Origin of the sequence: Pseudonocardia sp. Ae331_Ps2 (assembly GCF_001932405.1) — a bacterium.
Taxonomy (GTDB): domain Bacteria; phylum Actinomycetota; class Actinomycetes; order Mycobacteriales; family Pseudonocardiaceae; genus Pseudonocardia.
The window spans coordinates 4,504,626-4,519,060 of sequence record NZ_MCIM01000001.1 but is presented as its reverse complement, the minus strand read 5'-3'; the positions used below and the strand labels follow the sequence as shown (position 1 = coordinate 4,519,060).

Genomic DNA, 14,435 nt, shown 5'->3' with positions numbered 1-14,435 from the left:
CTGCGGGGTCGGCCGTCACGGTGCCCGGGGCGGTCGCGCGGGGGTCACCGCGCCGCCGAGGGCCTCCCCCAGCTCGTGTCGCCCGCAGATGCCGAGCTTGCGGTAGGCCCGGGTGAGGTGGAGCTCCACGGTCCGTCGGGTCAGGTGCAGCGCGCCCGCGATCTCGGGGTTCGTCATCCCCGAGGCGGCCAGCCGGGCGATCTCGCGCTCGGCGGCGGTGAGACCTCCGTTCCGGCGACCCGTGCCCACGCGATGCTCCTCGCCGGCCGGGAGCAGCGCGTGGGCACGGTCGGCCTGCAGCCGCGCGCCACGTGCCTCGGCGAGCGCCAGTGCCTCGGTGGCGAGACGGGTCGCGTCGGGGTCGCCCGGCCCGAGGCGCTCGGCGAGATCGAGACCGCACCGGATCCACTCCAGGGTTCGTGGCGAGCCGGCCAGCTCGTCGTGGGCCCGCCGGAGCAGTGTCGTGCCGGCCCGGCCGGGGGTCACCAGCCCGGACGTACGCAGTGCGGACCCCAGCGCACCGGAGGCCCGCCAGCGGCGGGCCAGACCCAGCTGCTCGCGGGCCAGCTCTGCGGCGCGCGTGGTGTCGCCCGCGCCGAGGGCGAGCAGCGACAGCCGCTCCCACCAGTCCAGCGGTGCCGGGTTCAGCGCCCCGGCCGCACGCATCCGCCGCTCGACGTCGTCGAGCAGCCGCAGCGCCTCCTCCGGCCGGCCCGACGCCTGGGCCGCGGCAGCCCGCGCGGTGAGGACCCAGCTGTGCCGCCACGACCAGCGGTCCGGCTCGTCGGGGCCGGGACGCAGCCGTCGGACGGCCTCCTGCGGGCGGCCGGCCTCGATCAGCGCGATGCCCACGACGTACCGGACGGGGCCGACGACGTGGTCCATGTCGTCACCGCGGTCCTCCAGCGCCTGCAACCCGTCGGCCAGGGCGTCGAGCACGTGGCCGGAGCGCAGGCGTTCCAGAGCGCGCTCCGCGCGGAGCAGCGCCCGCACGACGGGCCGGTCCCGGCGCCGGGCGCTCCTCAGGACACGCTCGTCCTCGGCGTGCCGGGACGCATCGCCACCGGTCCGCTCCACCACGCCCAGCGCGGCGACCCGTAGGGGCCGCAGGAAGGACTCGTCGGTCTCGCCGAGCGCGGCGGCGAGCCGCCGCTCCGTGGTGGCGGCGGTCGCGCGTAGAGCCCACGCGGAGCAGAGCGCGTGGGCTCCCCGGACCGCCCGGGCGCCCGGGCCGGATGCGGTGCGGGCGCGCTCCGTGCCCGCCGACCAGGAGTGGATGCGGCCGATGTGGCGCAGGTCCCCCGCCGCGACGTGCGCTTCCAGGGCCGCCAGCCGCATCCGCAGGTCGGACGGCGGGTCGGCGGCGGGCAACCCGTCCCGGGCCGCGTCGATCCGGCGGAGCAGCGCACCGGTCCCGGCGCCGGCCAGCAGGGGGACGAGCCGCAGCGTGGTCCGTGCTCGCTCGACCGGGTCCGCCAGCACCGCCAGCGCGGCGTCCAGGTGGGACAGCGCACGGCGGGGGTCGGCGCTGCGCTCGGCGACGGCGAGATCGGTGAGCAGGGCGGCTCGGTCGCTCACGGGGACCGGCCCGGTCAGCGCGTGCCCGAGATGCAGCGCCGCCCGGCCCGGCTGCCCGCCGGCGAGCAGCGCCGTCCCGGACGTCCGGAGGACCGCGACCGCCGCGGCGTCGGACGGCGGTCCCGCACCGAGCAGCTGGTCGGCGACGGTCTCCGGGGCGGCACCGCCGGCGTCGAGGATCCGCGCGGCCCGCGCGCGGGTGGACCGCAGGGTCGCTGGGTCGGTGGTGGCGAGGACGACGGCGGCGGCCTGCGGGAGCAGGAACCGGACGCCGTCGGCCTCCAGGACCCCAAACGCGGCCGACCGGGCCGATGCCGCCTCCCGGGCGATGTCGTCCAGCTCGGACAGCGCCGCGACGGTGTCCCGGCCGGCCCCGGTCCCGAGCACGGCGACGGCGCGCACCAGCGCGGTCGCCTCGGGGCCGAGGCGCCGCAGCACGGCCGGCAGCCGGTCGGCGGTGGCCCGCTCGGCCGCCGCGCGCACGAGAGCGGGCTTCACGGCGCGGCCGGTCCGGTCCGCGCCGTCGGCGGCGAGCTCGGTGCCCAGCGCGGCCAGCCATCCGGGCAGTCCCGCGGTCGCCGCGCGCGCGGCCTCGACCGCGTCGACCGGCCAGTCCGCGGCGTCCAGCACCGTCCGCGTCGACGCCGACCGCAGCGGCAGCAGCGGCAGCAGCCGGGCACCGGCAGCGGTCAGGAGCGCGTCGATCGCCGGCCGCGCCGCCGGGGGCGCCGGGCCGAGGCAGGCCGCCACGTCGTCGGCGGTCACCGCCCCGGGCGTGCTGCGGCCCGAGCCCGTGCCGCGCAGCGCGGCGACGATCAGGACCGGCGCCGGGCCCGCCGACCTCCGTGCCAGCCCGGCCGCACGCAGGCCGACCTCCGCACCGGCGTCGTCGAGGTCGTCGACGAGGACGACGAGCGGTCCGCCGGGGAGGGGGCCGGGCCCCCCGAGACGCCGTACGGGCAGCCCGCGGGCCGCGGCGAGCCCGGCGGTCACCTCGAGCAGCGTCGTGCGACCGGATCCGGCCGGCCCGACGACGACCACCGTCCGTGGATGCCCGGCGGCGACGGCGTCGACCGCGGCCCGGACCGCGGCGAGCTCGGCGTCACGATCCAGCAGTCGTCCGGGGTCCGGACCGTCAGCGGTGGAGATCGGACCCCTCCTCCCACATCCGGCCCAGTGCCGGCCGACCGGCCACACCGAGCTTGCGGTAGATCCGCGTGAGGTGCTTCTCGACGCCCCGGACGCTGGTCCCGAGCACCGTGGCGATCTCGGGGTTCGTACGCCCGCCCGCGGCCAGCTCCGCCGTCCGGTACTCCCTCGGGGTGAGACCGTGCCGGCGGTCCGCCGGTCGTCCGGCCAGCCGTGACGGACCACAGGCGTCCTCGGGGGGCACCGGCACCGGCCCGGCCGTCCGGCGGCGCAACGCCAGGGCGGCCCGTCGGCCCTCCGCCCGGTCCGAGCTCTGCCGAAGCACCTCGACGGCCTCCCGCAGCAACGCGACGGCGGCGGTGCCGGACTCCAGCTCCCCGGCCGTCCTCAGGGCACGGCCCAGCCGGGCAGGTGCCCCCCACGCCCTGGCGAGCCCGAGCTCACGCGCGCTGAGCTCACGCGCGCCCCCGACGTCACCGACCCTGCGCCGGAGCTCGATCGCCCAGCTCCGCCGCGGCTGGGGCGCGTCGACCCAGCCGATCCGGTCGAACTCGCGTCCGGCCTCCAGACTCAGGCGCAGTGCGTCCGCCGGGAGACCGTCGGCCACCGCGACCTGGGCCCGCAGCATGGCTGTCCCGGCGACGACGTCGTCGGGCACCTCGGGCAGCGCATCGGTGTCCGCGACGACCCGACGGGCCAGGTCCGGGTCGTGCACCGCGGTGAACAGCGGGACGAGCAAGGTCGCGGCGAGTGCGGTCCCGGGGGCACTGGCGACGAGCTCCCGGTAGGCCGTCCGGCTCAGTTCCCCGCCCTCGTCCGGCCGGTTGCCGCACACCAGCACCGCGGCGTACTCGGCCTGCAGCACGGCGGCGGTGACCGGGGCGATGCCCGGGGTCGCCGACGCGGTCGTGAGTACGGCCGGGAGCCCGGAGGTGGCCTCGGACATGCACAGGCAGGGGATCACGGCGGCGGTCGGGGTGTGCACGTGCGCGCTCGCGGTGGGGTCGGCGTCGAGGATCCGCCGGGCGAGCTCGGCGACCTGCGCCGCCGGGAGTGCCCCGGCCACCGCGGCGGAGTGGACCAGGACCGCCATCCGCTCCCGTTCACCGGCCGTGCCGAGGGGCGGCTCCCCGCCGCGGGTGAGCTCACGCAGACGCGCGACGTTGCGGGCCACCCCGGCCGCCTCGAGACCGTCGAGCTGGTGGACCCGGGCCTGTAGTCGCAGTCCGAGGTCGCGCAGGTCGTCGTCGGGGTCCTCGACCCCTGCGACCTCGGCCGCGGTGCGGCGCAGCAGGGCGACCGACGGAGCGGGGTCGAGATGCAGTCCCAGCGCACCGGCGTCGCACAGCGCCGCGGCGCGCTCGCGCAGTCCCTGCAGCAACGGGACCGCCTGAACCGCACGGAGCCGGGCCCGTCCGGGATGCAGGCCGCGCTCCACGACGGCGAGCCGCGCGAGCACCTCCGCCCGGCGCGCGGCGGTCGGATGGGCGAGGAGCGCGCGCTGCAGGTGCCGGGCCGCGATGTCCGGTGCGTCCTGCCGGAGCGACCAGTCGGCCGCGTCGCACAGGACCGCGACCATGTCGTCGGGCAGCGTTCCCGCGACGTCGTGCAGCACGTCGGCGGCCGCCGACGGCTCGCCCGACTCGGCGAGCAGCGCGGCCGCGTCGAGACGCAGGCGGCGGCGCTCCTGCGGATCCATGACCGCCAGGGCCGCGGAGCCGACCAGCGGGTGCCGCAGCCGCGGGGCTGCCTCGTCCAGCAGCAGCCCGGCGGCAACCGCGTCACGACGGGCTGCGGCGAGGTCCGCCCCGGCCGCGGGGACCAGCGCGGCGCACCGTTGCGGGGTGGCGTGCTCCCCCAGGACCGCCACCGTCGCGAGCAGCTCCCCGACGTCCCGGGACGACCGGCGCAGCGCATCGTCGAACCGCAGCCGCAGACGGGGCGAACCGGCTCGTCGCACCCGCGCGGGGTCGGGCGGGTCCGGGAGGTCCAACAGCCCGGCCAACAGCAGCGGGTTCCCCCCGGTGACCTCCCGGACCGCGGCGAGCACACCGTCGCCGACCTCCCGGCCCCAGCGGGCGCGCACGGCCGCGTCCACCCGGACGGGTTCCAGGGGCTCGAGGACGTGCACCACCTCCGCCCGTGCCGCCAGCGGGTCGGGGAGGCCCGACGCACCGTTCCCGAGGGCCCCGAGGAGAACGACGACCGGAAGCCGCGCGCCGGGATCGACGAGATCGGCCAACCACCCCGCCGACAGGTCGTCGCAGTGCTCGGCGTCGTCGACGACGAGCACTCCCGGCCGGCCGGTCAGCAGGTCCGCGAGGTCCGCCTCCGGTCGCCCGGTCGGGCCCGCGACACCGGTTCCCGCGCCCCGGGGACCGAGCAGGCTCCGCACGACCGCGCCGGGGACCTGCCGGTCGACGGGGTGGCAGCGCGCGGTCAGGGTGACCGCCCCACGCCCACCGGCACGCACGGTGCAGTCCCCCAACGCGGCGGTCCGCCCGCTCCCGACCGGGCCGGCGACCACCAGCAGGCTGCCGCGGCCGTCGTCGGTGCGGGGGCCGAGGGGCCGGTCGACCGCGGTGTCGAACAGGGCGAGCAACGCGCGGTCGGCGGGTGTGAAGACCGCGCCGGGCCCGGACCCGAGGTCGGTCATCGCGTCTCCCCCGCTCGTCGGCCGTGCCGACGCCCAGCCTCCTCCATCCCGTCGTCCTCGGCACGCGGCCGACGGGCACCCGCGGCGCCCTCGTCCTCGGAACCGGCGTGACATCCATGGCGGCCGTCGGCCAGGGTGGGCGGCGTGACCGTCCGACCCGTGACCGGTGTCGACGCCCGCGTGTTGGACAACGGCTGGATGGAGCTGCACCACCCCGGTGGTGGTGCGCTGCTGTGCAACCTCGAGGAGACCGCGATGTGGCTCTGCCTGGCCGAGAACGGATGGCACGTCGGCGACGCCGCGATCCGCCTCGCCGACGCGTGGGGCTGCCAGCCGTGGAACGTGCGCGACCGGATGAACGACTGGCTGGACGGCCTCCTGGCCGCCGGCCTCGTGACGCACACACCGAAGTGACCTAGACCACACACCGAACCACACCTCCCTCACGAGCCGCCGGGCGGTCCACAATGTTAAGCGCTTACGGGGCCAGGTCGTTGACGCCCTCGTTTCGATCTTCGTACCGTCATACGTGAGCTCGCGGCCGAGTTTCCCCACGTCGAGGGGGGTGCCCGGCGAGGCGTCCCCCCACCGACCGCACCCGGGACGCCCCGGCGCAGGCCGCCGACGGCACGGAGTCGACCGGGCGGTACCGGGAGAGGAGGGCGGTGACGGTGCGGGAAGGACCGCCGGCCCACCTGTCCTGGTGGGCCACGGAATGGGCCTGGCTCACCGCAGCACCCGCGACCGTCGCCGCCGGCAGGCCGATCGCCCGGTTGCTGACCGGCGCACCCGGGACCGGCAAGACGGCCCTGCTCGACACCCTGCGCCGGCACCACGACCACGACGTCCGGCTGCTGCACGCCACCGGCCGACAGGACCCCGAACCCACCCCGTTCGGAACGGTGGGCCACCTGCTGGGTCCGACCGCGCGTCACGCCGACGACGTCGCGACGGTCCTCGACGAGCTCGGCCCCACCGCGACACCGGACGAGCTCCACCGCCGGCTGCGCGCTCTCCACCGGTTCACCACGAGCCTCGTCGCGCGCGGTCCCCTCCTGCTGGTCGTCGACGACGTCCACTGCTGCGATGCCGGGTCGCTGGCCTTCCTGGGGTTCCTCCTGCGCCGGATGCACGGCCTCCCGATCGGACTCGTCCTCGCGGCGCGCACCGACGTCGACGGGGTCCTCCCCGAACGGCTCTGGCCCCTGCGTGCCCCGTCGACCGAGACGCTGGCCCTGCGCCCCGCGGAGCGGGCCAGGACCGCGACACCGCTCCCCCCACCTCCGGTGGCGGAGCGGACGGGGAGCTCCCGCCGCCGGACCGACGAGACGGTCGACTGGCACCTGCGCTCCGGAGGTCCGTGCGTCGGACGCCTCACGGCGGCGCTCGCGGTCGCGGGGCCGTCCACCATCGGGACGCTCGCCGCCGTCGCGGGGGTCGGCCCCGTCCCGACCGCCGGCGCCGTGCGTGCCCTCGCCCGGACCGGGGTGCTCACCCCCGACGGCACGGACCTCGGTGACGACCGCCTGCGTACAGCGGTCCTGGACCGGATCCCCGACCACGAGCTGGGACGGCTCCGGCGGCGCGCCGCACGCGTGCTGAACGACGCGGGCGCGCCGGCCGAGCGCATCGCGGAGCTGCTGCTGCAGCTGCCCGACCCCGCCGAGCCGTGGATGCTGACCGTGCTCCAGGAGGCCGCCGACCGTGCGGCCGACCGGTCCGCGTTCGCCGACCTCGCGCGGTATCTCGCCCCGGTGGTGGACGCGCGGCCGGCCGACGTCGCCCTGCGGTCGCGCCTGGCCTCCGCGCTCGCCGTGTCCGACCCGACCGGCGCGGTCGAGCACCTGCGCGTCGCGCACGCGTCGGCGGTGGACCCGGCCCGTCGGATGCAGGTCGCCGTGCAGCTCGCGATGGCCTCGCTGCCGGCCCGGGGCCCCGCGGACGCGGCCGCGGTCCTCCGGTCGGCGCTGGAGGAGCTCGACCACCGCGACGCCGTGGACGACGAGCCGCAGGTCCTGCCACGACCAGCGGACCTGCGCACCTCGGCCGAGGCGGTGCTGCTCGTCGTCGGCCTGGACCGGCGGCGGACGGTCGCCCGCACGATCGAGCGGGCGTACCGGACCGACGTCCCCGAGGGCGACACCGAAGCCGGCCGGCACAAGCTCGCGATGCTCGCGACCGCCCTGCTCCTCGCGGGACGCGATCCCGCGAGGACCGTCGAGCTGGCTCGTCGGGCGGCACCCCGCGAGCACACCGAGCTCGCCGGCTGGACGGCGCTGGCCTGTGCGCGGGTCCTGCGCCTGGCCGACCGCTGCGAGGAGTCCGTCGCCCTGCTGGAGGGCGTGCTGCGGCGCCCCGGGCACGAGGTCTCGTCCTGGACGCGGACCCTGGCCACGAGCGGGCTGGCCGAGGCCCGTCTCGCCACGGGGGAGCTGGCCGCGGCGGAGGCCGCTGCGTACGAGGCGATGGAGACCGCCCGCCGGGCGGGTCGGGACTGCGGCACCGGAACCCCGTCGATCGTCCTGGCGGGGGTGCACCTGCGTCGGGGCGCGGTCGACCGGGCGACGGAGGTCCTGGCCGCACGGCAGCACCGGTGGGACGAGGACCTCACCTGGGAGCACCACGACCTGCTGCTCGCCCGGGGCGACGTCGCGGCGGCCCGCGGCCGGCACACCAGGGCACTGGCGCTGTACCGGCGGTGCGGCGCCGCCCTCGACGAGGACGGCATCGCCAACGCCGTGTTCGCGCCCTGGTGGGCGCGTGCCGCCCTGCTCCTCGCCGATCTCGGGAGACCCGACGACGCGGCCCCGGTCGTCGAGCACGGCGCGGCGCTGGCCGCGCGGTGGGGCACCCCCAGGGCCCGCGGGCTCGCGCTCACCGCCCGCGGTGCGACGACCCCCGGTCCGGACGGGCTGGATCTGCTGGCCGAGGCGGTGGCGGTGCTCGACGACTCACCCGCCCGGTCGGAGCTGGTGGAGGCCCGTCTCCGATGGGGTACCGGCCTGCTCGCCTCGGGGCACGTGATCGAGGCACGCCGTCAGCTGCGCGAGGCCGCGACCCTCGCCGCCCGCTGCGGGGCGACGCGGGAGGCCTCCCGGGCGCGGGCGGCCCTGCACCGCGCGGGCGGCCGGATGCGGCGGCCGACGGGTTCTCCGCTGGACCCCCTCACCTCCGCCGAGCGGCGGGTGGTGCGCCTGGCCGCCGGGGGTGCCCGCAACCGGGAGATCGCCCGGGCGCTGTTCATCACGGTCCGCACCGTCGAGGTGCACCTGACGAGCGCGTTCCGGAAGCTCGACGTCACCGACCGGACCGGGCTCGCCCCGTTGGTCGCCGCCGACCGTGGCGGCGCGGCGTGACCGCGGGCCCGGACCGGCGCAGGCCGCACGCCGCGCTCCTGGAGACGGTGCGCCGGGTCGCGGGCGGCACTCCGACCTTCACCGTCGTCCTGGGCGAGCCAGGTACGGGGCGGTCCACGTTGCTGCGGTGGGCAGCGGACAGGGCCGGGGAACGCGGTGTCCGCGTACTGGCCGCGCGCGCCGTCGAGGGCCGCCACGACCGTCCGCTGTCGACGACGTCCCGCCTGATCGCGGCGTGCGGGCCCCGCCCCGGCGAGCCGCTCCCGCCCACCGCGCCGGGCCGGGTCGACCATGCGGCGCTGCACCGGTACTGCCGCACGGTCCTGGAGTCCGCGCGTCGACGGCCGCTGCTCCTCGTGGTCGACGACCTGCAGTGGGCCGACCCCCTGAGCCAGGAGTGGCTGCAGATGCTGCTCCGACGACGGCACCACGCCTCGTTCGGGGTCCTCGTGTCCGACACCGGCACCCACGGGGGCTCGTCGTGGGCGCTGGCGCCGGGTCCGCCGGAGGACACGGTCGTCCGGACCGCCCGGCTCACCCTCGCCGAGGTCCGCGACACGGTCACCGACCGGCTGGGCCACGTCCCGGACCGCGCCACCGCCGTCCGGCTGCGGCGCGCGACCGGCGGCGTGCCGGCGGTCCTGTCGACGGTTCTCGACCGCTGGGACGGCGACGGGGACCCGGCCCGGCTGGCCCGCGTCGTCGACAGGGCCCGGCAGGACCACGCGAACGCGGTCGTCGACGGCCTCCCCGACGACCTGCGCCACGCGCTGACCGGCATCGCGGTGTGCGGTCGTCCGCTCGCGGCGCTGGCCGGGCGCATCGGACCGGCCACCGGACACGGCGGAGACCTCGGTCCCCGGCTCGCCGCGACCGGGCTCCTGGCCGGGACCCACCCGGCGGTGCTGGACCCGGTCGCCGCGGACGTCGTACTGAGCCGCGTGCCCCTCGCCGAGCGACGCGCCCTCTTCACGCGGGCGGCACGTGCGGCCCGCCGGGCCGCGCTGCCCGAGTCCGACATCGCCCGGGTGCTGCTGGCGGCGCCGGTCCAGGGCGAGCCCTGGGTCGCCGGTCTGCTGCACCGGGGCGCCCGCGAGCTGCTCGCCACCGGCAGACACGCCGAGGCGGCGGCCGTTGCCGAACGCGCGTTCGACGAGAACGTGCCCGCGGCTCTGCGCGGCCCGCTGACGACGACGCTCGCCGCGGCGCGCGCACACCACGACCCGGCTGCCGCGCGCCGGCTGCTCTCCCGGCTCGCCGCCTCGGGCCCGGACCCGGAGCCGCACGACGACCCGGCGCCGGACCGCGGGGACGCACCCCGTCCCCGCACGACACGTTCCGCGATCGACCTGCTGCTGGCCGAGGGCGACACCGGGGCCGCGCGCCGAGCACTCGCCGGCGCGGCTGCGCCCTGCCGACCGTCCGCAACCCAGGTCCGGCAGCTCGGCTTCGACGGTGCGGGAGTCGACCACGGCCCGCCACCCGAGGGCGCCGGCGGCGCCGAGGCGTACTCGCTGCTGCTGCTGGGACGGGACCGCCGACGGGCGCTCGCGCTCGCCCGGGAGGCCGCGGCCGTCGTCGGGGACCCGGACGCGGACCGCCCGATCGTCCCCCGGGTGACGGCCGCGATGACCCTGCAGGCCTCCGGCCACCACGACGAGGCGCGCGCCGGCATGCGCCGCCTCGTCCTGGATCTGGCCGGGGCCGGGCGCGTGCCCACGCTGGTGCTGGGCGTCTCGGCCCTGCTCGAGCTGCGCGCCGGGGCCTGGGAGGGTGCGCGCCGCGACCTGCGTGCCGCCCGGCGCGGCCCTGCCGCCGTCCGGAAGCCGGGCTGCGATCCGCTGCTCGACGCGGTCGAGGCGCTGCTGCACGTCGTCGACGGTGACCTGGCCACGGCGACCTCGGTCGCCCTCGCCGGGAGCACCTCGGACACCGACCGTGCGGGGGTCGCGTTGCTCACCTACGTCCGGGGGATCGTGCACATGCTCTCCGGCTCCCCCCAGGACGCGGTCGACGAGCTGATGGCGTGCGGTCGCCTGCTCCTCGACCGGGGCCGGGTCAACCCGGCGATCGCACCGTGGCGCTCGACGGCCGCCCGCCTGCTGGCCGGGCTCGGCTCCCACGCCACCGCCCGCAGGCTGGCACTCGACGAGCACCGGCTGGCACTCCGGTGGGGGGCTCCCGCGCCGATCGCACTGGTCACCGCGACACTGCGCGAGCTGCCCCCCGTGGGATCGACACCGGAGGTGTCGCGTGCACGGTCGTGAGCGCGAACTCGAACGGCTCGGGTCGCTCCTGGCCGGAGCACGGGACGGGCTCGGCGGGACCGCCGTGGTGAGCGGGGGGATCGGCTCCGGTCGGACGACCGTGCTCGGGGCCGTCGCGGCGAGGGCCGGGAGCACCGGGATGCAGGTGCTGCGGGCGTGTGCCGCCCCGGCTGAGCGCGAGTTCGCCCGCGGGGTGGTGCACCAGCTGGTCGATCCGTTGCTGCCGGGGGACCGTGTCGAGGACGACCTCCCGGTCGGTGTCGAGGACGACCTCCCGGTCGGTGCCGAGGACGCCGCCCTGGCCGACCCCGTCGGGTTCCTGGACCGCACGACGGCACCCGGCAGTCCCCTGGTGGTGCTGGTCGACGATCTCCAGTGGGCCGACGACCCGTCCCTGGACTGGCTCGTCGAGCTCGCCCTGTCCGCCCACGAGCGACCCGTCGCCCTCGTGTGCTCGGTGCTCGCCGGGGACCGGGGAGCCGACCGCCGATCGGTCCGCAGACTGCTGGCGACCGCTCGTGACGTCCGGCTCCACCCCTTGTCGGAGCGGGCCACCACCGCCGTGGTCGAGGAGTGGATCGGGGCCGGGTCGGCGCCGGGGACAGCGGGCGTGTTCCACGCGGCCAGCCTCGGCAACCCGATGGTGCTCACCCAGCTGCTGTCCGAGGCCGCTGCGTCCGGGGACGACACCGCAGCGCGGACGCCGGTCGGCGCACTCCGCCCCCCGGCCCTGCTGGAGCGGTTCGCCCGGGCCGTGCGCGACCTGGACGACGAGGCCCTCCGCTACCTGCGCTCCGTGGTCGTGCTCGACCACGACGGCGACACGGGGACGATCCGCCGGCTGTCCGGTCTCGATGCGGCGGCGGCCAGGACGGCGCGGGCCCGCCTGGTCGACGCCGGGCTGCTGCTCGACCGTGACCCGCCCGGCCCGAGCCATCCGGCGGTCGCCGACGTCGCCCTCGGCCCCACCGACCGGTGCACCGTGCACGCCGAGGCAGCCCGCCTCCTGCACGAGATCGGACGGCCCCCGGCGGAGGTGGCCGGACATCTGCTGGCCTGCACGACGCCGTTGGAGCGGTGGGCGGTGCACACCCTGCGGACGGCCGCGTCACTGTGCCTCGCCGAGGACCCGGTCGGCGGGGGCCGGACCGCCGCCGACCACCTGCGGCGGGTACTGCTCGACGGGGACCTGTCCCCCGCCGAGCGGGGATCGGTCCTGGCCGACCTGGCCGCTGCCGAGTCCGGGTACGCCCCGACGATCGCCACCCGGCACGTCGCCCAGGCCCTTCCCCTCCTCGACGGGCCGCGCGCCAGGGCCCGGGCCATCGCCGCCCTCCCGGTGGGAGCCGTCGTCACCGCGCCCGCCGAGGTCCGCGACGCGGTCCGGCAGGCCGACGCCGACCCGGCCACCGCCGGCGACCGGCCGCTCGCCCTGCGCATCCGGACCCGTCGGCACCGGCTCGACGAGCAGACGCCCGAGGGACTGGAGGCCGGCTGTGACAGGCTGCAGGAGGTGCTCGCCGATCCGGACGCGGAGCTGTCCACCTCGGCGGGGCAGGAGCTGATCACCGTCCTGTTGCACGGCGCCGCGCTCTCCGGTCGGGTGCCGGCCGCCTCCGTGGCGGGGCTCGGGGCGCGGCTGCTGCGGATCGTCCCGGCCCGCGAGCTGGATCCGACCGGCGCGCTGCCCGAGCTCCTGGGACTCGCACTGGTGGCGGCGGACCGGGCAGGGTCGCTGGCGCACCGGCTCGCCGTGCAGCAGGGCGCGGCGGCGGGCGCCGGCCGTTCCGCGGATCTGCACGCCCTGCTCGCACTCGCGCGTGGACGCGAGGTCCGTCTCGCCCCCCGCGATCCGGACGCGCCGGTCACCCCGCTCGCGGTGGCCCTGACGGCCACCGCCGTGGTGAAGGAGGTCCGGATCCGGGGCACCGACACCGACACCGATCTCGCACGTCCGCGACTGCCCGAGCGCGCGATGCACCGGCTGCGCCGCAGCGGTGCGGCGTCGGCCGCCGGGGACCTCCCACTGGCGCTGGAGTGCCTGCTCGACGCCGGTCGTCACCTGGACCACCTGGGCTGGCGCAATCCGGCGGTGTTCCCGTGGCGTGGGCGGGCCGCCCTGCTGGCCGCCCGGCTGGGCGAGGTCGGCACCGCCCGCGACCTCGCCGAGACCGAGCTCTCGCTCGCCACGAGCTGGGGGGCACCGGCCGCACTCGGCCGTGCGCTGCGGGTCCGTGCCGAGCTCGCCGAAGGGCCGGAGCGCCTGCGCCTCCTGCGCTCGGCGTCGGCGGTACTCGCGGACTCCGAGGACGGCGCCGAGGCCGACCGGGTCGCGGTGGCGCTCGAGCACTGCCCCGACACCGTCCCCCGGCCCGGGGCTGCCGGCGGGGGGGGCGGTCCCGCCCCGCCCCGTCCCCCGCCCGGTGCTCGCCCCGCGTCCCGCGGCAGGCGCACCGGCAGAGTCGGCCGAGGCGCCGCTCGGCGCCGCCGTCGCGGCGCATGCCGGCTCGTCACGGTCCACGGGGACCGGGGCCGGCCGGCTCACCGCGGGCGAGCAGGAGGCCGTGGCCCTGGTCCGGGCCGGGGCCTCCAACCAGCAGATCGCGCAGCAGCTGAGGGTCAGCCGGCGCGCCGTCGAGAAGCGCCTCACCAGCGCCTACCGCAAGCTCGGAATCGGTGGCCGCGGCGACCTCGGCCCGGGCTGAACGCCGGCGAGCCGCTGTCACCCGACAGGAGTCGGATACTGGTGATATCCGCACATGACGTCCTCGACACTGGTCGTCATGAACAGCGGTCGCGCCGTAGATGACATTCTGATGTACGTCGCGTCCGAACTCGATGACGAATTGCCGCGCCATGTCGCGTGAGACACGGAATCGACGGATCGGCCCCGCCCCCGGAATGACGGTCAGCGTGCTGAGCAACGGGTGGATGGAAATCCGGCTCGCCGGAAGTCCCGACACGCTCCTCTGCACCGCCGCGCAGACGGCGATGTGGGTCAGCCTCAGCCGGGCCCAGTGAGGTGTTCTCAGTAGCGGGGTGGCAGGTCGTGGCGACACGCCGAGGGTGGTGAGATGAGCGGGAACGGGGCAGGACCCCGGTAGATCGGTTCGGTCCAGCACAGATCGACACCGTCACCGAGGTCCTGCATGTCTGATCCTGTCACCTACACCGCTGTCCTCCCGATCGGGGAGCGCACCGTGGCCTATCTGGCGCGGCTCCTGGTCCTTCAACGCCGTCGACGTGGCACCCGGCGGCGGGCGTTGACCCCGTTCGCCCAGGCAGTGCTGGTGATCCGCTGGTTCTGTGATGCTACCCGGGTCCGATGTTTGGCCGGTGACAACGCGATCAGCACTGCAACGGCCTACCGTTACCTGCACGAAGGCATCGACGTCCTCGCCGCGGCCGCACCCGGCCTGCACGGAGCCC

The 14,435-nt window shown here is 77.4% G+C and carries 6 protein-coding genes and 2 pseudogenes; 6 read left to right on the top strand and 2 right to left on the bottom strand.

Going from position 1 to position 14,435, the window contains the following annotated elements:
* Positions 1 to 15 precede the first annotated feature (15 nt).
* Together Ae331Ps2_RS21375 and Ae331Ps2_RS21370 are read right to left on the bottom strand one after the other, a co-directional pair.
* Entirely contained in the window at positions 16 to 2,775 is a 2,760-nt protein-coding gene (locus Ae331Ps2_RS21375; protein WP_075306839.1) for a LuxR family transcriptional regulator, read from the bottom strand.
* Positions 2,714 to 5,383 carry a LuxR C-terminal-related transcriptional regulator gene (locus tag Ae331Ps2_RS21370; protein WP_075306841.1) on the bottom strand — a complete coding sequence of 890 codons (2,670 nt, stop codon included), beginning with the start codon at positions 5,381 to 5,383 and terminating at the stop codon, positions 2,714 to 2,716. Before Ae331Ps2_RS21370 ends, Ae331Ps2_RS21375 begins: the two co-directional genes overlap by 62 nt.
* 144 nt (positions 5,384 to 5,527) lie before the next feature.
* Here Ae331Ps2_RS21370 and Ae331Ps2_RS21365 point away from each other — a divergent pair, with 144 nt between their 5' ends.
* The 6 genes and pseudogenes from Ae331Ps2_RS21365 to Ae331Ps2_RS33465 form a co-directional block, all read left to right on the top strand.
* The gene (locus Ae331Ps2_RS21365) at positions 5,528 to 5,797 is read left to right on the top strand and encodes a hypothetical protein (RefSeq protein WP_139318749.1); all 270 of its coding nucleotides are present in this window, start codon (positions 5,528 to 5,530) and stop codon (positions 5,795 to 5,797) included.
* Positions 5,798 to 6,048: 251 nt separating this feature from the next.
* Positions 6,049 to 8,739, top strand: a complete 2,691-nt coding sequence (locus Ae331Ps2_RS21360) for a LuxR family transcriptional regulator (protein ID WP_075306845.1) — start codon at positions 6,049 to 6,051, stop codon at positions 8,737 to 8,739.
* Positions 8,736 to 11,006, top strand: coding sequence for an ATP-binding protein (locus Ae331Ps2_RS21355; RefSeq protein ID WP_075306847.1), 2,271 nt, complete (start codon positions 8,736 to 8,738; stop codon positions 11,004 to 11,006). Before Ae331Ps2_RS21360 ends, Ae331Ps2_RS21355 begins: the two co-directional genes overlap by 4 nt.
* Positions 10,993 to 11,394, top strand: a pseudogene (locus tag Ae331Ps2_RS33475) (ATP-binding protein); the annotation flags it as partial. The gene Ae331Ps2_RS21355 and the pseudogene Ae331Ps2_RS33475, both read left to right, overlap by 14 nt.
* A gap of 1,609 nt (positions 11,395 to 13,003) precedes the next feature.
* Positions 13,004 to 13,711, top strand: coding sequence for a response regulator transcription factor (locus Ae331Ps2_RS34345; protein ID WP_371336425.1), 708 nt, complete (start codon positions 13,004 to 13,006; stop codon positions 13,709 to 13,711).
* 444 nt (positions 13,712 to 14,155) lie between these two features.
* Positions 14,156 to 14,435 (top strand): annotated as a pseudogene (locus Ae331Ps2_RS33465) (IS5/IS1182 family transposase); the annotation flags it as partial.